We start from the raw sequence: 22455 nt of genomic DNA on the forward strand, positions 1-22455 counted from the left end.
GTCAGCGCTCCACCAGCGCGATCCGCGCATTGTACCAGTTCATGAACAGGCTGATGCCGAGGCTGATGGTGAGGAACACCATCATGATCAGCGCGATCGACTCGATCGCCTGCCCGGTCTGATTCAGCGTGGTGTTGGCGATCGAAACGATGTCCTGGTAACCGACCGCGACCGCGAGCGAGGAGTTCTTGGTCAGGTTGAGATACTGGCTGGTCATCGGCGGGATTATGACGCGCAGGGCCTGCGGTAGCACGATGTGCTGCAGCACGAAACCGCGTTTCAGCCCGAGCGCCTTGGCGGCCTCGGACTGGCCGCGCGGCACCGCCTGGATGCCGCTGCGCACGATCTCGGCGATGAAGGCCGAGGTGTAGGTGACGAGCGCGATCAGGAGCGCGAAGTATTCCGGCGCCAGGGTCAGCCCGCCGACGAAGTTGAAGCCGCGCAGCTCCGGCAGCGTGATGCCCCAGCTCGCGCCCGAGAGGAACGACACCAGCGCAGGCCACGCGACGACGAGACCGAGCGCGTAAGGCCAGGCCGGCCGCGCCCGGCCGTCGCGCATCTGCCGCGCGATCAGGCCGCGCCTGACGAAAGTGAACACGACCAAGCCTGCGATCAGCGCGAGGATGGTCCACCAATTGGCCTCGTGCAGCGGGACCGACGGCAGGATCAGGCCGCGATTGGAGAGATAGACGCCTTCGACCGGCTTGAACGCCTGGCGCGCCGCCGGCAGGCCCTGCATCAGCACGTACCAGAACAACAACTGCAGCAAGAGCGGCAGGTCGCGCAGTACCTCGACATAGACGGCGGCGAGCCGCGCCAACAGCCAGTTCGACGACAGCCGCGCAATGCCGACCAGCGTGCCGATCACGGTCGCCAGCACGATGCCGATCACGGCAACGCGCAGCGTGTTGACGACGCCGACAATGAAGGCGCGCAGGTAAGTGTCCTTCGGCGTGTAGTCGATCCACGAATCCGCGATCGGCATGCCGGCCTCGCGGCCGAGGAAGGCAAAGCCGGTCGAGATCCGCCGCGCCGAGAGATTATGCAGCGCGTTCGACCACAGGAAGGCGACGATGGCGACCGCGATACCGACCACCAGGACCTGCCAGAACAGGCCGGCGACGCGGGGATCGCTGAGCGAGAGCCGCCAGTTGCGGGCGGGAGGGCGTTTCGGCGTCGATGTCGTCACAGCACAGGATCCCCTCAGAAGCGATCTTCTGCCATGCGCAGGCGTCTATTCGAGGATGCGCACATCATATGTTGCACCAAATTAAGATTCATGCAACATATGTTTCATGGCCCAGGCTCAGCCGAAACCATCGCCCCTCAACGAATTGTGCAGCGCATTGCCGTCGCTGCCAACGCGTTTGCAGGAGGTTGGGCGGTTTGTCGCAGCCAATGATTACGACGCCACCACCCGCTCGATGCGCGAGCTCGCCGCCGTCGCCGGCGCCGACCCAGCTTCCTTTACGCGCCTGGCAAAGGCGCTCGGCTATTCCGGCTGGGACGAATTGCGCGCCGCACTCACCGAGGCGCGACGGCCCGCGCAGGGCTCGCCGTTCTCCGGCCGCGCCAAGAGCCGCCGCGGCGGGCCGAATGCCGACGTCAAACTGGTGCACGACAAGCTGGAAGCCGAAGCCGCGGGGCTCGCGCGCATCTCCGCGAACGCGATTGCGGACGCCGCGCGTGCGCTGCATTCGGCGAACCGGATCTGGATATCCGGCTTTCGCAGCTGCCGCAGCGTCGCGGAACTGCTGACCTATCAGCTTCGCCTATTCCGCCCCGATGCGGTGCATCTGGTCGGCGGTTCCGGCCCGTTCGATCTCGATCATGGCGCCTTCCACACTGACGACGCCGTGGTCGTGATCGGCTTTGCACCCTACACGCTGGTCAGCGTCGAGACCGCGCGCGCGGCGCATCAGGCGCGCGCCGCGCTGATCGCGATCGCCGACACCATCACAGCTCCGATGGCCGAGGGGGCCGATCATTTGCTGCTGTTCGAGGCCGCCGCCTCGCCCGGCTTTTTCCCGAGCCTCACCGGCGCGATCGCAGTCGCCCAGTCGCTCGCCGCGGTCGCCTTCACGCTGGGCGGCGCCGGGGCAAAACGCACGCTGGAAGAGACTGAAAGCCGGCTTGCCAGGATGTCGCAATAGGCAAATACCGTCGAGAAAGGATGAGTGTCATGACAGCCGCCTCCAAGAGCCGCGTGATGCACCGTAGCCTGCGCGAGACCCCGCCCAAGGCAATCGGCGGCGAAGGCGTCTGGCTGATCGCGGAGGATGGCCACCGCATTCTGGATTCCTCCGGCGGCGCCGCGGTGTCCTGCCTCGGCCATCAGCATCCACGCATTCTTGCCGCGATCGCCAAGCAGGCGTCGAAGATCGCCTATGCGCATACCGGCTTCTTCTCGTCGGAGCCCGCCGAAGAGCTCGCCGAGCGGCTGGTCGGGCACGAGCCCGGCGGGCTCGGCTATGTCTACTTCGTCAGCGGCGGATCGGAGGCGATCGAGGCCTCGATCAAGCTGGCGCGGCAATATTTCATCGAGCGCGGCGAGCCGCAGCGCGCCCGCTTCATCGCCCGCCGCCAGAGCTATCACGGCAACACGCTCGGCGCGCTGTCGGCCGGCGGCAATGCCTGGCGCCGCGAGCCCTACGCGCCGCTGCTGTCGCCCTCGTTCAGCCATGTCACCCCCGCCTTCGCCTATCACGAGAAGCGCGACGATGAATCGGAGGCCGCGTTCGTCGGCCGGCTCGCCGCCGAGCTGGAGGCTGAATTCCAGCGGCTCGGCCCCGAGAATGTCGCCGCCTTCATCGCCGAACCCGTGGTCGGCGCCACCGCAGGCTGCGTGCCGGCGCCGGAGGGCTACTTCAAGGCGGTGCGCGAGATCTGCAATCGCCACGGCGCGCTTCTTATCCTCGACGAGGTGATGTGCGGCATGGGCCGCACCGGCACGCTGCATGCGTGGGAGCAGGAAGGCGTCTCGCCCGACATCCAGGCGATCGCCAAGGGCCTCGGCGGCGGCTATCAGCCGATCGGCGCGATGCTCGCGAGCGGCAATATCGTCGACACCGTGCGCAACGGCTCCGGCGCGTTTCAGCACGGCCACACCTATCTGGCGCATCCGCTGGCCTGCGCCGCAGCGCTCGAGGTGCAGAAGACAATCGCCGAGGAAAGACTGCTCGACCAGGTCAAGGAGCGCGGCCGCCAGCTCGAACAGCGGCTGATCGAGCGCTTCGGCAATCACCGCCATGTCGGCGACATCAGGGGCCGCGGCCTGTTCTGGGGGATCGAGCTGGTCGCCGACCGCGGCACGCGGCAGGCATTCGATCCCAAGCTGAAGCTGCATCAGCGGATCAAGTCCGCAGCGTTTGCCGGCGGCCTCGGCTGCTATCCGTCGGGCGGTACCGCCGACGGCCAGCGCGGCGACCATGTGCTGCTCGCCCCGCCCTATATCGCGACGTCCGGCGACATCGACATGATCGTCGAAAGGCTCGGCGCTGCGGTCGACAGCGCGTTGAAGGACATCGGTCACTGAGCAGATCCGGAAAAGTGGGCACCGGTTTTCCGAGAAGATCATGCTCAAAAATTAGGAGGAGGACAGAATGAAGCACGTATTGATCGCGGCGAGCCTGCTCGTCGCAGGGCTTTCAACCGCAAGCGCGGCGACGCTCGACACCGTCAAGCAGCGCGGCACGCTGGTGTGCGGCGTCTCGACCGGCTTTGCCGGCTTCTCGGCGCCGGACTCGCAGGGCAATTTCAAGGGCCTCGACGTCGACTATTGCCGGGCGCTTGCCGCCGGCGTGCTCGGCGATCCAGCCAAGGTGCGCTACGTCGCGCTGACCGCGCAGAACCGCTTCACCGCGCTGCAATCCGGCGAGATCGACGTGCTCTACCGCAACTCGACCCAGACCTATCTGCGCGGCACCACGCTCGGGCTGCGCCAGGGCCCGGTCAATTTCTACGACGGCCAGGGCTTCGTGGTGAAGAAGGACCTCGGCGTGAAGGAGCTGAAGGACCTCAAGGGCGCCACCGTCTGCGTCGCGCAGGGCACCACGCATGAAGTGACGCTCGGCGATTACGGCCGCGCCAACGGCATCGACTGGAAGCCGCTGGTGTTCGATCGTCCCGACACGATGTACCAGACCTTCTTCGGCGGCCGCTGCGATGCCATGACCCAGGACGCCTCGGCGCTCGCCGGCGCGGTCGCAACCGCGGCACCGAAGGCCGACGACTATGTCGTGCTGCCGCAAACCATCAGCAAGGAGCCGCTCGGCCCGTTCACCCGCAACGGCGACGAGGTCTGGAGCGACATCATCACCTGGCTGCATTACGGCTTGGTCGAGGCCGAAGATCTCGGCGTGACGCAAGCCAATGTCGACGAGATGACGAAGTCGCAGGTGCCGGCGATCCAGCGCCTGCTCGGCGCATCCGGCGATCTCGGCTCGCGGCTCGGCCTCGACAACAAATGGCTGGTCGCGGCGATCAAGGCCGGCGGCAATTACGGCGAGATCTTCGAGCGCAATGTCGGCAAGGCAAGCCCCCTGAAGCTCGAGCGCGGCCTCAACGGCACCTGGAGCAAGGGCGGCCTGATGTACGCGATCCCGTTCAAGTAATCGAAGTCAACTCACCCTGCGGGAGCTGTAGGGTGGGCAATGGAGCGTTAGCGACGTGCCCACCATTCTTGCTCGTGCACGTGATGGTGGGCGCGCTTCGCTTTGCCCACCCTACCCGAGAGAGATCGCATCATGCGCATCACCCTCATTCACGCCCTGAAGCATTCGATCGTCCCGATCGAGGCGTCATTCACAAAACATTGGCCGGAAGCGCGGCTGATGAACCTGCTCGACGACTCTCTCTCGGCCGATCTCGCGCGCGACGGCAAGCTGACCGACCGGATGACCGAGCGCTTCCTTGCCATGGGGCACTATGCGGCCAGCACCGGCGCCGACGGCATCCTCTTCACCTGCTCGGCGTTCGGACCCTGCATCGAGGCGGTGGCGCGCGCGCTGGCGCCGATGCCGGTCTTGAAGCCGAACGAGGCGATGATCGAACAGGCGGTCGCCAAGGGAAAACGCATCGGCCTGCTCTCGACCTTCCCGCCGACGCTGGCGTCGATGCCGCCGGAATTTCCGTCGTCGGTGACGCTGGTGCCGAAGCTCGCGGACGGCGCGCTGGCCGCGCTCGATCGCGGCGACCGCGCCGAGCACGACCGCATCGTGGTCGAGGCCAGCCGCGATTTGCGCGACTGCGACCTGATCGCGCTCGCCCAGTACAGCATGGCCCCGGCCGCCGCACGCGTCGCCGAAATCACCGGCCGCGAGGTGCTGACGACGCCCGACAGCGCGGTCAAGAAGCTGAAGGCGATGCTCGGAGCCAGCTAGGCTGATACTCGCATGTGTGGCCGCGTGGGAATGGGACGCTGCCAGGTTATGTCGCCACATCCATCGCGCAGAACTTTTGCTTTCCTGATCCCGTTGCGCGAGACGATCGGGACTAATTGGCCACCGAGCCCTCGACAGCGAATGTGCGATACTTGGCGTATTTTTCGCCAATGGCTCGGACCTGCACGTAGGCTGGATCGTTTCGCCAAGCCAGAAGCGCTGCCATGCTCGGATACATGTAGATGACCACGCGTCTCGGCGGCTCTCCGTCGACGGCAACGACCTGCGAACCGGCCGCCGCCGCGCCCGCGGCCGCAACCAGCTTCCCGCCGTGCGCCTTGATGATCTCGCGCGCCCTGGGCAAATATTCCCTGGCATAGCCATCGGGATCGACGACGTCGATCTGGCCGATCAGATAGGCGGGAGGCCCGGGTTCGCCATGCAATGCCTCCCAGCCCAGAGCACACAACGTCGCGCATGTCAGCACAACCAGACCGATCTTGCTTCGGGCGTTCATGCGGGCCTCCCTCCATGTTTCGCTGCTGTCGCGAACCGCTGCTGCACCGGACTCTCCGCCTCGGCCCAAAATGTGTCCAATGCATATATCTTCTGAAAGTTCATGCCAAAGTGGTATAAGCGGGCATGAACCTGCGACAGGCCCTCACGTTCCTGACCGTGGCCGAGCTCGGCACCGTCTCAAAGGCCGCATTGCGGTTGCGGGTCGCCCAGCCGGCGCTGTCCAGGCAAATCATCGCACTTGAGCAGGAGCTCGGGCTGCGGCTGTTTGATCGTGTCGGGCGCCGCCTTTTGCTGACCGGCGAAGGCGAGCAGTTGATCGCAGGCTGCCGGCTGCTGCTCAACAGCGCCAGCTCACTGAAAGAGCAGGCTCAGTTGCTCCGCCGGGGAGACCCCGGAGTTCTCAAGATAGCCGGGTCGCCGCAACACATCGAAAGTGTCCTGTCCCGATTCCTGCATCGGTATGCGAAGCGCTATCCCCGGGTTGAAGTAAGGATCAGGGAGGGGACGGGCAACGAAATATTGGCGATGCTCGAACGTGGTGAAATTCATCTCGGCCAAAACCTGCTGCATGCAGTCAAGCTGAACGAGCAGCACTTCGGCAGTCTTTCGCTTGGATCCGTAGAGCTGCTGGCTGCCTGCCATCCCTCAATGCGGCTCGGGCCTCAGACGACGATCGAGGTCGCTGACCTTGCTGAGTTTCCGCTGCTGCTGATGGATAGCGGGTTCGGATTTCGCCGTGCTTTCGATGCGGCGAGCCGAATGGCCGGACTGAAGCCCGCGATCATGTTCGAGAGCAGGAACCCGCACACTTTGCTGGCACTTGCCGAAGCGGGGCACGGCGTAGCAATCGTTCCCTCCCAGCTGCAATGCCAGCGTTACGAATTGAGAATCGTCGGTCTCACGCATAGGCGCCGGATGTTGCAGGAGCCCCTGACCATCTCGTGGGACAAACGACGTCCCTTGCCTCGTTTCGCGACCGACTATTGTGCAATGCTCGCGGAGCATATGCGCGAGACGTTTCCGATCACACGCCCGACGGAGCCGGTCTCATCGAGCACGAAGGGAAAGCATCGGCTGCGCGCACGGCGCACGGTCCGCAAGGCGGGCTTCTGGCCGTAGCCGACAAACCAGTCTATCGATAGTGTGCGGCGCGGCCTCGGCGAAGGCGCGTGTGACGTCACCGTCTGCCGTCACACAATCGTTCCAAGCGGGGGCGGCCAACTTGCGGCCGAGATGAGGGCAAACTCCCGATGCGAAAGACCCGTTTCCTTGTGATTGCAGCTATCGCTGCTTTTCTCGAACCGGCCGCCGCCCAACAGGCCCCGCCTGCGTCATCGGAGAGCGCCGCTTCCGCGCAACTGACGCACAAGATGAACGCCTATGTCGGGTGCATCAACCGTCTGTCGTCGCGATCCTACGAATCCCGCGACCGCTACTTTTCCTGGGCCGCCAGGAGCGGTCCCACCGGCAAGGAGCGGATCATCTACGGCACCTACACGATCTACGACACCTCCGACTGCAAGACGAGCGTCGCGGCCGCCAATGCGGCGGCCCCGCACGATGCCGGGCTTGAGGCGGCTGCGAATGCCTATGTTGCCGCCGTGACCACGCTCGAGCCGCTGTTGAAGGAGGCTGACGAGTACTACACCCAGGAGAACTACAAGGACGACAAGATGGCCAAGGGCAAGGCGCTGCATCCGCGCCTGGTCGCGGCATGGGAAGCATTCGCCGGCGCCGACAAGGCGCTGCGCGCCGGCGTCGAGGCGATCAATGACAAGCGTTCAGCCGAGCAGCTGGCCGCGATCGAGGCGGGCGAAGGCCGCAAGTCGCATTATTATGTCGAGGCCCTGATGATTCAGGCCAAGCGCGTGCTTCGCGCGGAGCAGGCCGACAAGCCCGACCTCGACGCGATCACCCAGGCGCTCAACGACTATGAAGCGACGGTGAAGGCAACCGAGGACGCCTCGGGCAAGGACGGCGACGTCAAGCTCGGCTCGATGTTCATCGGCAGCGCCAAATCATTCCTCACCACCGCCAAGCAGCTGATGCGCCGCATGCGCGACAAGCTGCCCTACAGCTCCGGGGAGAAGATGATGCTGAGCAATGCCGGCGCCGGCTGGATGGTGGAAGGATCGCCAGCGCGGCTGATGCGCGATTACAATCAGCTCGTCGACGGCTACAACCGCGGCGCCCGGATCTAAGTGAGCACCGCCGCGTAGGGTGGATTAGCCCATCGGGTCCGCGCGAAGCGTGGAGCGCGGTGGACGTAATCCACCAAAACGGGAGGACCGTGGCGGATTACGCCTTGCGGCTAATCCGACCTACGCATGTCCTTCGCCTACGCATTCCCGTCCTTCACGTTGAGATCAACGCCCTGCGGATCCCTGATCGTCGACACCGTGATCAGCGAGATCAGCGCCAGCAGGCCGATATAGACGCCGACCCGCCAGGACTCGCCATAGGTGCCGATGATCCATTGCGCGATCATCGGCGCGAAGGCGCCGCCGAAGATGGCTCCGAGCGCGTAGCCGATCGAGACGCCGGAATAGCGCACCTTGGCCGGGAACAGCTCGGCATAGAGCGCCGCCTGCGGGCCATAGGACAGGCCGAGCGCGATGGTGAGGCCGACGGCACTGATGAAGAACAGCAGCAAGTTCTTGCTGTCGATCAAGAACCACATCGGCACCGCCCACAGCACCATCAGCGTGTAGCCGATCTGGAAGCAGCGCACGCGGCCTATTCTATCGCCGAGGATGCCGCCGAGCAGCGTGAAGATGAACCAGCTCACCGCAGCCAGCGTGCCGACCAGCAGCAGCTGTTCGGACGGCAGCTTCAGCGTGTTGGCGCCGTAGCTGATGATGAACGCGATCAGGATATAACCGGCCGCATTGTTGGCCATGAAGATCAAGGCGGTGCGCAGAATCTCCTTGGCATGATTGCGCATCAACTCGCGCAGCGGCGCGGAGGATTCCTTGTGCCGCCGCTGCATCGCCTGGAACACCGGCGATTCCTCCACGGTGCGGCGGATCACGATACCAACCACGATCAGGAGGATCGACAGCAGGAACGGAATCCGCCAGCCCCATTCGATCATCGCCTGCTTGCCGAGCGTCGCCGTGAGCACCCACAGCACGCCGGTCGCCAGGATCATGCCGAGCGGCGTGCCGACCTGCGGGAACGAGCCGAAGAAGCTGCGCTTGTCGACCGGCGCCGATTCCACCGCCATCAGCGCCGCGCCGCCCCACTCGCCACCGGCCGAGAAGCCCTGCAGGATGCGCAGAACAACAAGCAATGCCGGCGCCCAGGCGCCGATCTGAGCATAGGTCGGCAGCAGGCCGACCAGCGCGGTCGCGGCGCCCATCAACAGCAGCGTGACGACCAGCATGTTCTTGCGCCCGAAGCGGTCGCCGAGATGGCCGCAGACGATGGCTCCGAGCGGGCGGAACAGGAAGGAAAGGCCGAGCGTCGCGAACGAGACGATCTGCGCCAGCAGCGGATTGTTGGCGTTCATCGGCGCGAAGAACAGCGCGCCGAACACCAGGCCGGCGGCCTGGGCGTAGACGAAGAAGTCGTACCACTCGATGGTGGTGCCGACGAGCGTTGCGGTGAGGACCTTGCGTTCCTCGTCCGACAGGTCAGCGCCGCGCGAGCGCGCGGATAGTTCGATGGACATGTGGCCTCCCCAAACGTCTTTACCGTGTGGGGTGATCGGCCGCGTTGCGCCTGCCCCGCACGGGTGCTGGTGCCGGGATAGCAGAGCTTGCCGTGCGGCACGAGCAAAATAGTTGCAGGAGCAACGGTGTAGCCACGACCGACGCCCTGCGCGGCCGGTTCCATGACCCCGTTACCTCACCCGTCGCCGACGGTCTCCCATCCCAAAATGCCGATTGTGCATTGCAGCAAGGGCATTATGATCCGGGCTCTCCACGAGGTCGTAAGTGTCTGACATCAATGCCGATGCCTGGGTGTCCTCAGGCCACCGCCCGATGGGTTTTCCGGAATTCGTCGTCGTTATCGCCTCCATCATGGCGCTGAACCCGCTAGCGATGGATATGATGCTGCCGGCGCTGCCGAACATCCGCTCCGCGTTCCAGATCGCCGACGCCAACCGGCCGCAGATGGTGCTGTCGATCTTCCTGGTCGGCTTCGGGGTCGGCCAGTTCGTGATGGGCCCGCTGTCGGACCGCTTCGGCCGCCGCCCGGTGCTGCTCGGCGGCATGACCGTCTACACCATCGCCGGCCTGCTCGCGATCATGGCGCCCTCGTTCGAGACGCTGCTGTTGGCGCGCGCGCTGCAAGGGCTCGGCACCGCGGCAACCCGCGTGATCGCCACCTCGATCGTGCGCGACTGCTACGCCGGACGGCGGATGGCGAGCGTGATGTCGCTTGCGATGATGGTGTTCATCGCAGTGCCCGTGATCGCGCCGTCCTTCGGCCAGGCCGTGATGCTGATGACGCACTGGCGCGGCATCTTCGTGCTCTTGATGATCTACGGCGTGATCGCGCTGGCCTGGAGCGCGATGCGGATGCCGGAGACGCTGCCGAAGGAGCTGCGCAAGTCGCTGGCGATCCCCGAGGTGCTGTCCGCGTTCCGTCAGACCGTGACCAACCGCCAGACGCTCGGCTATGCGCTCGCCGCGGGCGGCGTGCAGGGCTCGCTGTTCGCCTTCGTGTTCTCGTCGCAGCAGATCTTCACCGAGGTCTTCAAGCTCGGACATTACTTCCCGGTCGCGTTCGCCGCCTGCGCGGTCGGCGTCGCAATCGCCGGCTTCCTCAATTCACGCATCGTCGGCCGCATCGGCATGCGGGTGATCTCGCACGCCGCGCTGACCGGCTTCGCCGTGGTCGCCGCGGCACTGTTCATCGTCGTGAAGACCGACACGCTGTCGCTGCCACTGTTCATGGTGCTGTCGGTCCTGATGATGTTCGCGTTCGGGCTGATGATGGCGAACTTCACCGCATTGGCGATGGAGCCGCAGGGCAAGATCGCCGGCACCGCCTCCTCGCTTTACGGCACCATCACCACCTTGCTTGGGATCGGCATCGGCACCACGATCGGCCAGGACTACGACGGCACGCTGCTGCCATTCGCGACCGGATTCCTTCTCTGCACGCTGGCCGCGCTCGCGGTGGTGCTTGTCACAGAGAAGGGCCGCGTGTTCCGGCCCCACCACCATCCGATTTGATGATCCGTGCCCGGATGCAGCGAAGCGCAATCCGGGACAGTGTTGCCCGCGGCATGAGCCCCGGATTTCGCTTCGCTCCATCCGGGCTACGACATCACGTCAGGCTTGGCGAGTTCGCCCAACGGCGCTCCGCGCCCGCGCCACCGCACGCCGCGTCGCCGCAAACCCCTCCATGCCGAGTTGCCACTGCAGGCCGACGATCGCGCCCTTGGTCGGCTGCAACAGCGCGAGCGCGCTGAACAATGTCACCGGCAGCCAGATCGCCAGTTGCAGCCAGGCCGGCGGCGAGTAGGTCATCTCCATCCAGAGCAGCGCTGGCACCACGACGTGGCCGACCACGACGATGACGAGATAGGCCGGGAAATCGTCGGCGCGCTGCGGGGTGAAGTCCTCGCCGCACACCTCACAATGATCCGCCACCTTGAGGAAGCGGCCGAACAGATGGCCGCGCCCGCAGTTCGGGCATCTCATGGTGAAGCCGCGCAACATTGCCTTTGGCAGGGAAACCGTCTCGGTCATCGTAGTCGTCCTTGGTCGTCGTCCTTGACCTGATCTGATGATCCATACAATATGCCTCGAATAGCATACAATCAAAGACAAAGCGCCGAATTGCATGGATTGGATCCCTACAGTTTCGGAATGGCACGGCCCGATGTTCCTGCGCATTGTCGATGCGCTGGCCGCCGACATCGCAAGCGGCCGGCTGGTGCGCGGCCAGCGGCTGCCGACCCATCGCGCGCTGGCGACCGCGCTCGGCATCGATCTGACTACGGTGACGCGCGCCTATGGCGAGGCGCGGCGGCGCGGGCTGCTCGACGCCCGCGTCGGCCAGGGCACCTTCGTCTCGGAGACCACCGCGCGCGCAGCGTCCGACCTGCCTAACCCCGTCAACATCGACCTGTCGATGAACCTGCCGCCGCAGCCGGTCGAGGCCAATCTCGACCTGCGCATCGCGCAGGGACTTGCGACCATCCGCTCAGACGCCGGGTTCTCCGCCTATCTCGGCTATACGCGTCCCGGCGGCACTGCCGAGGAGCGCGAGGTCGGCGCCGCATGGCTACAGCCGCGCGTGCCGCATGCATCGGCCGAGCGCATCGTGATCTATCCGGGCTCGCAGGCGATCATCTTCAACGCCCTGCTGGCGCTGACATCCCCCGGCGACGTGGTGCTGACGGAGGCGTTGACGTTTCCCGGCATCAAGGCCGCGGCGGCACGGCTCGATGTTCGCCTCATCGGCGTGGCGATGGACGCGGAGGGCGCAAGGCCCGAGGCGCTGGACGAGGCCTGCCGCAAGCACAGACCGAAGGCGGTCTATCTGGTGCCGACACAGCAGAACCCGACCACCGCGACGATGAGCTCGGCACGGCGCAAGGCGATCGCCGACATCATCCGAAAGCGCGGCTCTGTCCTGATCGAGGACGACGTCTACGGTCCGCTCGAACCGCAAATGGCGCCGATCGCGACCCTGATCCCCGAGCACACCTACTATGCCGCGAGCATCGCCAAATGCATCGCGCCGGCCCTGCGCGTCGCCTATCTGCTGGCGCCTGATGCAGGCGCCGAGCAGCGCATGCGCGCCGGGATGCAGGCCACCATGCAGATGCCGCCGTCGCTGATGGTCGCGCTGGTGACGCAATGGCTGCGCTCCGGCGTCGCCGCCGATATCATCCGCGCCATCCGCAACGAAGCCGCCGCGCGCCAGCAGCTCGCCGCCCGCTTCCTCAAGGGCGTCAGCTACGCGGCGCGGCCGGCGAGCCACCATCTCTGGATGCCGCTGCCGAAACATTTCGACGGCACCGATTTGCTGTCGCATCTGATGCGCAACGGGCTTGCCGTGGTCGGCGAAGATGCGTTTGCGGCCAGCGATGCCGCGCCGCGCGGCCTGCGCGTCTCGCTCGGCGCCGCACGCAACCGCGCCGAACTGAGCCAGGCGCTGCAGGTGCTGTCGAATGCCGTGCGCACGCCGGTCGGCGCCACGCAGATTGTTTAAAATTCGACCATCGTTCGGGAATAAACTCGTGCAAAAATGATTATGGTGCGGGGGCGCCTGCGCTAGACATGCGGCGTTCAGGACATCAGGCAGGGGCAGGCTTATCAATGTCATGTGGATCTGATCGGGCGATCCTCCCTGCCGTGCGGACGCCTCGGGGGGTAATGACCGCGATCGCGTGTCTTGCGTTTGTCATATCGGGCGCCGCGCGTGCCAACGATGCCCCTGCCCCGTCACCGGAGAAGCTCGAGCGCATCACCGAATTCTTCAACAATGAGGTCAACAGCGGCAAGCTGCCCGGCGCGGTCATCCTGATCCAGCAGCACGGCAAGCCGGTCTATCTGAAAACCTTCGGCTATCGCGACGTCACGACCAAATCGCCGATGCGGCCCGACACGATGTTCGCGCTGCATTCGATGACCAAGCCGATCACCAACACCGCGGCGATGATGCTGGTCGACGAGGGCAGACTGTCGCCGCAGGATCCGCTGTCGAAATACATTCCGGCGTTCGCCGACGTGAAGGTCGCGATCGAACCGGATGGCGGCAACGATCCGGACAAGGTGGAGCTGGTGCCGCCGATCCGCCCGGTGACAATCGAAGACATCATGCGGCACACCTCGGGCATCACCTACGAATATATCGGCGCCGACTGGATCCAGAAGATCTACCACGCGGGCCATCTGTTCGACGGCAAATTCGACAACAGGGAATTCACAGCAAGGCTAGCCAAGCTGCCGCTGTCGCGGCAGCCCGGCACACTGTGGCGCTACGGTCATTCCACAGACGTGCTCGGCCGGGTGATCGAGATCGTCTCGGGCAAGACGCTCTATCAATTCGAGAAGGAGCGCATCTTCGATCCCCTTGGGATGACCGACACCAGATACGTGCTCGATGCGGAGACGGAACGGACGCGGCTGGCCGAGCCGCTGCCGTCAGACACGATCCTGATCGACGGCGAGAACGACCGGCGCGCGCATCCGGAATGGGAATCCGGCGGCGGCGGCCTGGTGTCGACCATCCTCGACTATGCGCGCTTCGCGCAGATGCTGCTCAACGGCGGCGAGCTCGACGGCAAGCGCTACCTCAGCCCCGCGGCCTTCAAGACCATGACGACGGATCATATCGGGCCGGGCTCGGGCGTCGGCCGCGACTACTGGTATTTTCCAGGCGACGGCTTCGGTTATGGTTACGGCATCGCGGTGCGCACCGATCCCGGCATCGCCAAGCCGCCGCCGCCCGGCTCGATCGGCGAATTGAAATGGGACAGCGGCAGCGGCACCTATTTCGGCGTCGATCCGAAACTCGACATGATCTACATCATGCTGGAGCAGACCCAGAACGAGCGCCAGCGCATCACGCCGGCATTCCGCAAGCTGGTCTACGACGCGTTCAGCCCGGATTGAGTCCCGTCGTTAGTCATTCCGTCATTGCGAGGAGATCGCGACAAAGTTGCAAAGCAATTTTGCGCTGATACGACGAAGCAAATCGATCCGTTTGCTCGCGGATAGATGGATTGCTTCGCTTGCGCTCGCAATGACGGGGCTCTCTTTGCGGTCAAAGCTCGACCGCATCTCACCGCTCCTTAGATCACATAAAACCCGTGCGTGCCGTCGCGGCGCAGCTGCTCGACCAGACCGTACTCCCAATCGAGATAGGCCTGCATCGCCTGCTCGGCGACGCCGGTGCCCTCATAGGGGCGCCGATAGCGATGCGCGGGATCGGGCCGCGGCACGACGCGCGGCGGTCCGACTTCGAGCCGGCCGTCATAGCCGCCTTCGAGCACGTAGACCTCCCACGCCATCTGCGCGAGCCAGGACGCCGTCATGTCGGCGCGGATGCTTTTGTCGTCGGTCAGCACGATGCGCGCGCCGCGCACCGGCGCGGCCATGTCGATCTCCTGCACCAGCTGGCCGCCCGCGTAGTGCCGGAAGCCGGCCAGGTGGCCGGCCGCATATTCCTCGGCGTCGCGTACGTCGAAGCGATAGAGCGTGCGCTGCGCGTCGCCTTCCAGCGCGGCGAGTTCGGCCGGACCGATATGGCGCACGCCGGCGCGATAGGCGACGTCGCGTGCATTGTCGGCGGCGCCCTCGAACGGCCCGACCGCGCCGCGCTTGCCGGCGCCGTGCTCGAGATCGTGCTTCGCCAGCGTCCAGCCGATCGTGCCGTTGCGCAGCGCCCGCACCTCGTTCGGCAGCCCGGCGTTGATCAGCGATTGCGTGCCGATGATCGAGCGGGTGCGGCCGGCACAGTTGACGATGATGGTGGTGTCGGGATCGGGTGCCGCGCTCCCTGCGCGCAGCACCAGCTCCGCGCCTGGCACGCTGACCGAGCCAGGGATGTTCATGGTGGCGTATTCGTCGAACCGACGCACATCGAGGATCGCGATGTTGGCCTTGTCCGAGATCAGCGCCGCGACCTCGTCGGCGCTCAGCGACGGCGTATGCCGGCGCGCCTCGACCAGCTCGCCGAACGCCTTGGCATAGGAATTGACGTCCTCGAACACCTCGTAGCCGGCGGCCTTCCAGTCCTGCAAGCCGCCCGCGAGCGCGGCGACGTTACTGTAGCCCAGCGCCCGCAGCTGCTCGGCCGCGGCGGCGACCAGCTCCTCGCCATTGTCGTAGAGCACGATCGGCACGTCCTTGCGCGGCAAGCGCAGCCCGGCTTCGAGCGCGATCCGGCCCGCGGCCATGTTGGCGGCGAACAGCGGATGGCCAGTGGCGAACTCCGCCTCGTGCCGGACGTCGAGCAGCGCGATCTCCCTGCGCAGCAGCAGCGTTGCACGGACGGTCTGGGGCGTCACCGAAGAAACTGTCATGAGATGCGGACCTTGGGCGGGATATGCGCAGACCTGCTCTAGGCCGAAATCGCGCCTCGTCAATAGGCTTCACCCGCCTGCAACCCCGATCTTCACGAGCCGGGTCAGGGGAACGAAAGTTGATCATCCGCTTTGCTCAACCGTGGCGCGCTTGCTACGTTCCCAATCGGCCCCGTTGGCGCCCGATCAGGCCTTCCGGACAAGAGAAGGCAGCGGGGCCACGCCTGAAGTTCTGGGAGGAGACCATGAGAACCGTTGGAAATGAACCCTTGTCGCGTCACGCCCTCGCCTTCGTGCTGGCCGGCGGACGCGGCAGCAGACTTCAGGAGCTCACTGACCGACGCGCCAAGCCGGCGGTGTATTTCGGCGGCAAGTCGCGCATCATCGATTTCGCGCTCTCCAATGCGGTGAATTCCGGCATCCGCCGCATCGCGGTGGCGACCCAGTACAAGGCGCATAGCCTGATCCGGCACCTGCAGGGCGGCTGGAACTTCTTCCGCCCGGAACGAAACGAGAGCTTTGACATCCTGCCCGCAAGCCAGCGCGTCTCGGAGACGATGTGGTATGTCGGCACGGCGGATGCCGTCTACCAGAACATCGACATCATCGAGGCGCACGGCACCAAGTACATCCTGGTGCTGGCCGGCGACCACGTCTACAAGATGGACTACGAGATCATGCTGAAGCAGCATGTCGAGAGCGGCGCCGACGTCACCGTCGGCTGCCTGGAAATGCCGCGGGCGGAATCTTCCGGCTTCGGCATCATGCATGTCGACGAGAACGGCCTGATCCAGTCCTTCCTGGAGAAGCCGGCCGACCCGCCGCCGATGCCGGGCAAGCCGGACAAGTCGCTCGCCAGCATGGGCATCTATGTCTTCAATTCGGAATTCCTGTTCGACGAACTGCGCCGCGATGCCGCCGACCCGAACTCGGCCCACGATTTCGGCAAGGACATCATTCCCTACATTGTGAAGCACGGCCGCGCGATTGCGCATCAGTACAACGATTCCTGCGTCCGCTCCGGCGACGATCCGCGCGCCTATTGGCGCGATGCCGGCACCGTCGATGCCTATTGGGCCGCCAATATCGATCTCACCGACGTGGTGCCGGAGCTCGATCTCTACGATCGCGCGTGGCCGATCTGGACCTATGCCGAGATCACGCCGCCCGCCAAATTCGTCCATGACGAGGACGGCCGGCGCGGACAGGCGGTGACCTCGCTGGTCTCGGGCGGCTGCATCATCTCCGGCGCGGCGCTGCGCCGCTCGCTGCTGTTCACCGGCGTCCACGTCAACTCCTACGCCAATGTCGAGAACGCGGTGATCATGCCCTATGTCAATGTCGGCCGCGGCGCCCGCCTGAAGAACGTCGTGATCGATCGCGGCGTGCGGATTCCGGAGGGGCTCGTGGTCGGCGAGGATCCCGAGTTCGACGGCAAGCGCTTCCGCACCACCGAGCACGGCATCACGCTGATCACCCAATCGATGATCGACAGGCTCGGGACATGACGCAGCTGCGCGTCCTCGCGGTCGCCTCGGAAGTCTATCCGATCGTCAAGACCGGCGGCCTCGCCGACGTGGTCGGCGCGCTGCCGGCGGCGCTGCGAGAGCATGGCGTGGCGACGCGGACGCTGGTGCCCGGCTATCCCGCCGTGCTCGACGGGCTGGCCTCCGCGGAGCCGCTACTGCACCGGGAGGAATTCTACGGCGGGCCGATCCGCGTGCTCGGCGGCAGCCATGGCGGCCTCGACCTGTTCGCGCTCGACGCGCCGCATCTCTATGCCCGCCCCGGCAATCCCTATGTCGGCCCCGACGGACGCGACTGGCCCGACAACGGCATCCGCTTCGCAGCGCTGTCGCGGATGGCGGCCGAAATCGGCCGCGGTGCGATCGCCTCCTTCGTGCCCGACATCGTGCATGCGCATGACTGGCAGGCCGGCCTCGCGCCGGCCTATCTGCACTATGCTGGACCGAAGCAGCCGGGCACGGTGATGACCGTGCACAACCTCGCCTATCAGGGACAGTTCTCGCCGGACATGCTCGCCGCATTCGGCCTGCCGGACGAAGCCTATTCGCTGCACGGCGTCGAATATTACGGCACGATCAGCCTGTTGAAGGCCGGACTGCAATTCGCCGACCGGATCACCACGGTGTCGCCGACCTATGCGCAGGAGATCCAGCGCGACGAAGGCGGCATGGGGCTCGGCGGCCTGCTCCGCGAACGCGCCGACGTGCTGAGCGGCATCCTCAACGGCATCGATATCGACGTCTGGAATCCGGCCACCGATCCCGATATCGCGGCACGCTTCAGCGCCGGGCAGATCGCCGAGCGCGCCGCCAACAAGGCGGCGCTGCAGCGGCGCTTCGGGCTCGATCCAGCACCGGAGGCAATGCTGCTCGGCGTCATCAGCCGGCTGTCGTGGCAGAAGGGCCTCGACCTCTTGCTCGAGAACATTCCGACCTTGCTCGGCGAGGGCATCCAGCTCGCGCTGCTTGGCAGCGGCGATCGCGATTTGCAGGACCGCTTCACGGCGCTGGCGCACGACAATCCCGGACGGATTGCCGTCGTGATCGGCTATGACGAGGCGCTGGCGCATCTGATCCAGGCCGGCTCCGATGCGCTCGCGGTGCCGTCGCGGTTCGAGCCGTGCGGCCTCACCCAGCTCTGCGCGCTGCGCTATGGCGCCGTGCCGATCGTTGCCAATGTCGGCGGCCTTGCCGACACCGTGCATGGCTTCGACGAAGCCGCTATCACAGGCAATGCCGCGACCGGCGTCAAGTTCGCCCCCGTCACCTCGGAAGCGCTCGCCCATGGCTTGCGCACGGCGAACCTGCTGTTCAACGACAAGGTGACATGGCGCCGGCTGCAACAGGCCGGCATGGCCACCGATGTGTCGTGGCGCAATCGCGCCGGCCACTACGCCGCGCTCTATCGCGAGCTCGCCGCGGCGCGCAGCTAGAGCATGATCCGGAAAAGTGCGAAGCGGTTTTCCCGCGACAAAGCGCGAAGCGTTTGCGCCGAGATCATGCTCGAGTAACGCGAGCCGCGATCAGTTCAAGAGATCGCAGGACGCGATGCGGTTGATGTCGGCCAGGCGGCGGTCGGAATTCCCCTTGAAATCAAGGCTCGCGACCAGATCGAGCAGCCGGCCATAGGCGCGGTCGGCGACCGCCACCGGCAATGGCTCCTCATCGAACGCCTCGACGTAATTGCCGACGAGGCCGCTCAGCAGCCGGCACATCGCCCGCTGCTCGGGCTGATGCCTGCTCAAGGTCTCGAGCTTGTCCTGGAGGGTTCGGTAGGTTCGCAAGCCGTGCGGCTGTCGCGAAAGCCAAGTATGCAAATCGGGAATTTGAAGATCAGGAGCGTGCAAATCGGAATTTTGCAGATCAGTCATAGCAGCCTCTTCAGAATGGAGAAGAAGCTACCGGCTTATACAGCCGATCATGGTTCCGTGCCATGACGATTTTTGCATGCATCCCCCTACGCTGCCGCGCAGGCCATGTCATCGGGCTGGCACGCAGCGTTGCTAGCACATCGTGGTTTGATCAGAGCCGCGCGAGCGCCGGCAGGATCCTGTAGCGCGCGATCTCGTGCGGATAGTCGCCCCGATTGGCAAGCAGCACGATGCCGAACCTGCGCGCCGGCACCAGTCCGATATAGGCGGAAGCATTGTTGAGACCACCGGGCTTGTCGATGACGGTGACGCCGTCGAGCCGCACATGCTCCCACGCCATCGCCTGGCCGAACCTCGCATCGATACGAAAACTCTCGCGCATGGTCGTCTGCAATGCCGCGCGCAATTCCGGATCGATCGCCGTGCCATCGAGGCAGGCGCCGAGCAGGATGCCGAGATCGCGTGCCGACGAGAACATCTGGCCGGTCCCCGCAAAATCGTAATAGCTCTGCTGATCGCCGGGCGGCCCGATCGGCGTGCCGTCATGCGAGTAGCCCTGGACCATGCGCCGCATGATCTCAGGCGCCAGCACCGCGCGGTTGTCCTCGGCACGCTTGGGAACGAAGGTCGAGGTCATGCCGAGCGGCGTGAGGATGCGGCTCTCGATCAGCGTTGCGATCGGCATGCCGTAGCGCCGCTCCAGCACCAGTTGCAGCAGCACATACCCGGCGTGACTGTAGATGCGTTGCTTGCCGGGCGCTACGCCGTCAGGCGGCGTCCAGGCATTGAGCATCGCGACGAACTGATCGCGGTCAAAAGTCGCGTTCGGCCATGGCGGATGATCAGTCGGCAGCAGCAGCCCGGACGTATGGTTGACGAGTTCGCCGACGGTGACGCGGCTGATATAGTCGCCGCGCAACTCGGGCAGATACTTGTCGACGGGATCGTCGAGCCGCAATTCGCCGCGCACGGTGCCGAGCGCGACCAGCGCCGCCTCGAACAGCTTGCGCAGCGAGGCGAGGTTGAACAGCGTGTCCGGGGTGACCGGCTGCTTGCGTGCAAGCTCGGCGAAACCGTAATTGAAGAAGGAGACCTGGCCGCCAGCATAGACCGCCGCGGCCAGCCCACCGGGATCGGCGGCCCTCGCGGTCGGCGCGAGTTCCGACGTGACGATATCCCTGATCTGCGCATCCATGTCGGAATCCGCGCGCGCCGTCGCAAGCGCGCTAACAGCTGCGGCAAGCAGGACGGTGACGATCCGGACGAGAAGCCATTGTCTCATAAAAACTGAAATCGGGACGATGTTGCGATGTGATCCGCAGGCGGACTCATTCAGCCATCAAGAGATGGCGACATCGCGATTCTAGCGATGGAACCGATCGGTCTGCATTCACGATTACGCGCATTCCACCGTGATCCGCCCTGGCTGGGGAACGGGCGGCCCGATCGTGGTTCCGGCGGTCACTGCCGGACGTCGCGATCGCGACCGCCCTCCCACTCCAGCCACGGCGCGGGAACTGCAATCACATCAAAAAATGCAGGGCGTTTGAAAATGCCGGGAGTTGGATTCGACAGACGGACAAGATCAACGCTTGCCGGGTCGCCCGTCGACATGTCTGATTTCGTCACATTCAGCTCCCAACCGGGGACCGTTTCCTCCTAGCAACAATTAGTCAATCAACGGTTGCATAGCCGCATCGGATTCGAGCGACAAGACATTGCTGCCCGCGACGAATTGTCCTGTTCCAGATGCCCGATGCGCGCGATGCCATGATTAAGCATGGGTTAACCATCGGCCGCGCGAGGACGGGGCTATGCCGCGCGCGAACGCACCATCCGCCCCGGTAACGACGCCAGCAGCAGCACGAGGCAGACGCAGAGCAGCACGATGTCCTTGAACAGGAACTCGCCGGCCAGGTTCCAAGCCATCGGATCGGTCGACAGGCTCCACGTGACCACGCCCGGCGTGGTGAAGAAGAACGACCACGTCACCGCGAAGGTGATCACGCCCATCAGCGCGCCGATCGCGGACAGCATCGGGCTGAATGCCGGCGGCAAGCAGCACGGCGATGCCGAACTCGGCCACGCCGAGCACATAGGCCTCGCCACGGAGACCGAACACCGACAGCCACGAGATGAACGGGCTGTTCCTGATGAACTGCACGATGCCCTGTGCCGATTGCAGCGTGAACTTCTGCATGCCGAACGACACGAAGATCAGCACCATGACCCAGCGCAGGATCGCGAGCAGACGAAAAGACCCCTCGCCTCGTTCGGCGATGTTGAACGACAGATTCATGTGGATGCTTCTTCCCTCGCTGCGTTGCCATCGTCGGCCGCTGTTGCGGCGCTCGTGGCAGGACTACGCAGCGCGCCGCGCGTGCGTTACGCGAGGGACGCGGTCACCGCCTTCACAAGGATGTGCGGGTGACGTGATGGAGGCTGTCGCCAGGCGCCGTGACGGCGCTACGCGCGCTGGCGCAGCGGCCGCGCGGCGTCTTTTGCAGGCACCGGCATAGTGAAACCGTACAGGAACAGGTCCACCACCATGTCGGCGAATTCGGTGGGATCGATCCCGCCCTTCGGGTCGTACCAGGTGTGGCTGAAGTTCAAGATGCCGAACAGCATCATGCTGTAGATCTTCTTGGTGCGCTTGACGATCTTGCCTTCCCTGTCGAGCCTGACCAGAAGATCAGCGATCGTGTCGACCAGTTGGCGCTCCAGCGCCTTGATCGCGTCCTGCTCGGTCTCGCCGAGGAACGAGAGGTCGTTGAGGATCACCCGCTGCTCGTCGCTCGAGCGCGCATTGAGCGCGACGATGGCCTGGATCGCGGCGCGGAACTGCTCCAGCGTCGTCGCCTTGCCGGCCATCGCGGCGTCGACGTCAGCGATCATCTCGCGGATATGCGCATCGAGGATCGCGAACAGGATCGCTTCCTTCGAATCGAAATAGTGATACAGCGCGCCGCGCGACAGCTTGCAGGCATCCGCAAGGTCGGCGATCGAGGCACGCATATAGCCCTGCCGCGCGAACAGGCCGCAGGCGGTGGTGAGAATGCCCTGCTGGATCTCGTCGTAATTTTCCGAGCGCGTCCGCGCCATACCCGTCTCTTTCGTGCACCATCGGCATCGCCGGAATCGGGCGACACCTGTCTCTCTATACT

General features: G+C 65.1%; 21 protein-coding genes. 11 read left to right on the forward strand and 10 right to left on the reverse strand.

Annotated features, from left to right (window positions below; translation table 11 throughout):
• Window position 1 precedes the first annotated feature (1 nt).
• Window positions 2–1189: an amino acid ABC transporter permease gene (locus ACVIW0_RS27930; RefSeq protein WP_461355272.1), complete on the reverse strand. Its 1188-nt coding sequence runs from the start codon at window positions 1187–1189 to the stop codon at window positions 2–4.
• 106 nt (window positions 1190–1295) lie between these two features.
• Here ACVIW0_RS27930 and ACVIW0_RS27935 point away from each other — a divergent pair, with 106 nt between their 5' ends.
• The 4 genes from ACVIW0_RS27935 to ACVIW0_RS27950 all read left to right on the forward strand — a co-directional run bounded on the left by ACVIW0_RS27935 (window position 1296) and on the right by ACVIW0_RS27950 (window position 5381).
• Window positions 1296–2153 (forward strand): MurR/RpiR family transcriptional regulator, encoded by an 858-nt coding sequence (locus ACVIW0_RS27935; protein WP_461355273.1) that lies wholly within the window; start codon window positions 1296–1298, stop codon window positions 2151–2153.
• A 29-nt stretch (window positions 2154–2182) separates the two neighbouring features.
• Window positions 2183–3535: an aspartate aminotransferase family protein gene (locus tag ACVIW0_RS27940; protein WP_461355274.1), complete on the forward strand. Its 1353-nt coding sequence runs from the start codon at window positions 2183–2185 to the stop codon at window positions 3533–3535.
• 67 nt (window positions 3536–3602) lie between these two features.
• A complete protein-coding gene (locus ACVIW0_RS27945) occupies window positions 3603–4613 on the forward strand; it encodes an amino acid ABC transporter substrate-binding protein (protein ID WP_461355275.1) in 1011 nt (336 codons plus the stop codon).
• 132 nt (window positions 4614–4745) lie between these two features.
• On the forward strand, window positions 4746–5381 hold the full coding sequence (locus tag ACVIW0_RS27950; RefSeq protein WP_461355276.1) for an aspartate/glutamate racemase family protein: 636 nt from the start codon (window positions 4746–4748) through the stop codon (window positions 5379–5381).
• A gap of 112 nt (window positions 5382–5493) precedes the next feature.
• Here the strand turns inward: ACVIW0_RS27950 and ACVIW0_RS27955 are convergent, their stop codons facing one another.
• Window positions 5494–5898, reverse strand: a complete 405-nt coding sequence (locus ACVIW0_RS27955) for a DUF1330 domain-containing protein (RefSeq protein ID WP_461355277.1) — start codon at window positions 5896–5898, stop codon at window positions 5494–5496.
• Window positions 5899–6023: 125 nt separating this feature from the next.
• Between ACVIW0_RS27955 and ACVIW0_RS27960 the strand changes: the two genes are divergently transcribed.
• Both ACVIW0_RS27960 and ACVIW0_RS27965 read left to right on the forward strand, forming a co-directional pair.
• A complete protein-coding gene (locus tag ACVIW0_RS27960; protein WP_461355278.1) occupies window positions 6024–7019 on the forward strand; it encodes a LysR family transcriptional regulator in 996 nt (331 codons plus the stop codon).
• A 131-nt stretch (window positions 7020–7150) separates the two neighbouring features.
• Window positions 7151–8101: a YiiG family protein gene (locus ACVIW0_RS27965; RefSeq protein WP_461355279.1), complete on the forward strand. Its 951-nt coding sequence runs from the start codon at window positions 7151–7153 to the stop codon at window positions 8099–8101.
• Window positions 8102–8238: 137 nt separating this feature from the next.
• Here ACVIW0_RS27965 and ACVIW0_RS27970 read toward each other — a convergent pair whose 3' ends face one another.
• Complete coding sequence (locus ACVIW0_RS27970) at window positions 8239–9573, reverse strand: MFS transporter (protein WP_461355280.1); 1335 nt, start codon at window positions 9571–9573, stop codon at window positions 8239–8241.
• A gap of 313 nt (window positions 9574–9886) precedes the next feature.
• Here ACVIW0_RS27970 and ACVIW0_RS27975 point away from each other — a divergent pair, with 313 nt between their 5' ends.
• The gene (locus ACVIW0_RS27975) at window positions 9887–11086 is read left to right on the forward strand and encodes a multidrug effflux MFS transporter (protein WP_461357440.1); all 1200 of its coding nucleotides are present in this window, start codon (window positions 9887–9889) and stop codon (window positions 11084–11086) included.
• 99 nt (window positions 11087–11185) lie between these two features.
• Here the strand turns inward: ACVIW0_RS27975 and ACVIW0_RS27980 are convergent, their stop codons facing one another.
• On the reverse strand, window positions 11186–11605 hold the full coding sequence (locus ACVIW0_RS27980) for a DUF983 domain-containing protein (protein ID WP_461355281.1): 420 nt from the start codon (window positions 11603–11605) through the stop codon (window positions 11186–11188).
• Between the two features lie 133 nt (window positions 11606–11738).
• On the opposite strand from ACVIW0_RS27980, the gene ACVIW0_RS27985 reads away from it, so the two are divergent.
• Both ACVIW0_RS27985 and ACVIW0_RS27990 read left to right on the forward strand, forming a co-directional pair.
• On the forward strand, window positions 11739–13076 hold the full coding sequence (locus ACVIW0_RS27985; protein ID WP_461355282.1) for an aminotransferase-like domain-containing protein: 1338 nt from the start codon (window positions 11739–11741) through the stop codon (window positions 13074–13076).
• A 164-nt stretch (window positions 13077–13240) separates the two neighbouring features.
• Window positions 13241–14482, forward strand: a complete 1242-nt coding sequence (locus tag ACVIW0_RS27990; RefSeq protein ID WP_461355283.1) for a serine hydrolase domain-containing protein — start codon at window positions 13241–13243, stop codon at window positions 14480–14482.
• A gap of 179 nt (window positions 14483–14661) precedes the next feature.
• Here ACVIW0_RS27990 and ACVIW0_RS27995 read toward each other — a convergent pair whose 3' ends face one another.
• The gene (locus ACVIW0_RS27995; RefSeq protein ID WP_461355284.1) at window positions 14662–15894 is read right to left on the reverse strand and encodes a rhodanese-like domain-containing protein; all 1233 of its coding nucleotides are present in this window, start codon (window positions 15892–15894) and stop codon (window positions 14662–14664) included.
• 245 nt (window positions 15895–16139) lie between these two features.
• Here ACVIW0_RS27995 and glgC point away from each other — a divergent pair, with 245 nt between their 5' ends.
• Together glgC and glgA are read left to right on the forward strand one after the other, a co-directional pair.
• Window positions 16140–17402, forward strand: a complete 1263-nt coding sequence (glgC, locus tag ACVIW0_RS28000; RefSeq protein WP_461355285.1) for a glucose-1-phosphate adenylyltransferase — start codon at window positions 16140–16142, stop codon at window positions 17400–17402.
• Window positions 17399–18853 carry a glycogen synthase GlgA gene (glgA, locus tag ACVIW0_RS28005; protein ID WP_461355286.1) on the forward strand — a complete coding sequence of 485 codons (1455 nt, stop codon included), beginning with the start codon at window positions 17399–17401 and terminating at the stop codon, window positions 18851–18853. The genes glgC and glgA overlap by 4 nt, the downstream gene beginning before the upstream one ends.
• 90 nt (window positions 18854–18943) lie before the next feature.
• Here glgA and ACVIW0_RS28010 read toward each other — a convergent pair whose 3' ends face one another.
• From ACVIW0_RS28010 to ACVIW0_RS28030, 5 genes are all read right to left on the reverse strand, one after another.
• Window positions 18944–19246 (reverse strand): hypothetical protein, encoded by a 303-nt coding sequence (locus ACVIW0_RS28010; protein WP_461357441.1) that lies wholly within the window; start codon window positions 19244–19246, stop codon window positions 18944–18946.
• A 196-nt stretch (window positions 19247–19442) separates the two neighbouring features.
• Window positions 19443–20573 carry a serine hydrolase gene (locus tag ACVIW0_RS28015; protein WP_461355287.1) on the reverse strand — a complete coding sequence of 377 codons (1131 nt, stop codon included), beginning with the start codon at window positions 20571–20573 and terminating at the stop codon, window positions 19443–19445.
• A gap of 179 nt (window positions 20574–20752) precedes the next feature.
• Window positions 20753–20920 (reverse strand): hypothetical protein, encoded by a 168-nt coding sequence (locus ACVIW0_RS28020; RefSeq protein WP_461355288.1) that lies wholly within the window; start codon window positions 20918–20920, stop codon window positions 20753–20755.
• Between the two features lie 145 nt (window positions 20921–21065).
• On the reverse strand, window positions 21066–21590 hold the full coding sequence (locus tag ACVIW0_RS28025; protein WP_461355289.1) for a hypothetical protein: 525 nt from the start codon (window positions 21588–21590) through the stop codon (window positions 21066–21068).
• 167 nt (window positions 21591–21757) lie between these two features.
• Window positions 21758–22393, reverse strand: coding sequence for a TetR family transcriptional regulator (locus tag ACVIW0_RS28030; RefSeq protein ID WP_461355290.1), 636 nt, complete (start codon window positions 22391–22393; stop codon window positions 21758–21760).
• Window positions 22394–22455 lie beyond the last annotated feature (62 nt).

This window comes from Bradyrhizobium sp. USDA 4454 (assembly GCF_054822705.1).

Bases quoted from the DNA above. Each gene is read 5' to 3' on its own strand.
- ACVIW0_RS27935 (WP_461355273.1), top strand. From the start codon at position 1,296: ATGGCCCAGGCTCAGCCGAAACCATCGCCCCTCAACGAATTGTGCAGC.
- ACVIW0_RS27940 (WP_461355274.1), top strand. From the start codon at position 2,183: ATGACAGCCGCCTCCAAGAGCCGCGTGATGCACCGTAGCCTGCGCGAG.
- ACVIW0_RS27945 (WP_461355275.1), top strand. From the start codon at position 3,603: ATGAAGCACGTATTGATCGCGGCGAGCCTGCTCGTCGCAGGGCTTTCA.
- ACVIW0_RS27950 (WP_461355276.1), top strand. From the start codon at position 4,746: ATGCGCATCACCCTCATTCACGCCCTGAAGCATTCGATCGTCCCGATC.
- ACVIW0_RS27955 (WP_461355277.1), bottom strand. From the start codon at position 5,898: ATGAACGCCCGAAGCAAGATCGGTCTGGTTGTGCTGACATGCGCGACG.
- ACVIW0_RS27960 (WP_461355278.1), top strand. From the start codon at position 6,024: ATGAACCTGCGACAGGCCCTCACGTTCCTGACCGTGGCCGAGCTCGGC.
- ACVIW0_RS27965 (WP_461355279.1), top strand. From the start codon at position 7,151: ATGCGAAAGACCCGTTTCCTTGTGATTGCAGCTATCGCTGCTTTTCTC.
- ACVIW0_RS27970 (WP_461355280.1), bottom strand. From the start codon at position 9,573: ATGTCCATCGAACTATCCGCGCGCTCGCGCGGCGCTGACCTGTCGGAC.
- ACVIW0_RS27975 (WP_461357440.1), top strand. From the start codon at position 9,887: ATGGGTTTTCCGGAATTCGTCGTCGTTATCGCCTCCATCATGGCGCTG.
- ACVIW0_RS27980 (WP_461355281.1), bottom strand. From the start codon at position 11,605: ATGACCGAGACGGTTTCCCTGCCAAAGGCAATGTTGCGCGGCTTCACC.
- ACVIW0_RS27985 (WP_461355282.1), top strand. From the start codon at position 11,739: ATGTTCCTGCGCATTGTCGATGCGCTGGCCGCCGACATCGCAAGCGGC.
- ACVIW0_RS27990 (WP_461355283.1), top strand. From the start codon at position 13,241: ATGACCGCGATCGCGTGTCTTGCGTTTGTCATATCGGGCGCCGCGCGT.
- ACVIW0_RS27995 (WP_461355284.1), bottom strand. From the start codon at position 15,894: ATGACAGTTTCTTCGGTGACGCCCCAGACCGTCCGTGCAACGCTGCTG.
- glgC (WP_461355285.1), top strand. From the start codon at position 16,140: ATGAGAACCGTTGGAAATGAACCCTTGTCGCGTCACGCCCTCGCCTTC.
- glgA (WP_461355286.1), top strand. From the start codon at position 17,399: ATGACGCAGCTGCGCGTCCTCGCGGTCGCCTCGGAAGTCTATCCGATC.
- ACVIW0_RS28015 (WP_461355287.1), bottom strand. From the start codon at position 20,573: ATGAGACAATGGCTTCTCGTCCGGATCGTCACCGTCCTGCTTGCCGCA.
- ACVIW0_RS28025 (WP_461355289.1), bottom strand. From the start codon at position 21,590: ATGAATCTGTCGTTCAACATCGCCGAACGAGGCGAGGGGTCTTTTCGT.
- ACVIW0_RS28030 (WP_461355290.1), bottom strand. From the start codon at position 22,393: ATGGCGCGGACGCGCTCGGAAAATTACGACGAGATCCAGCAGGGCATT.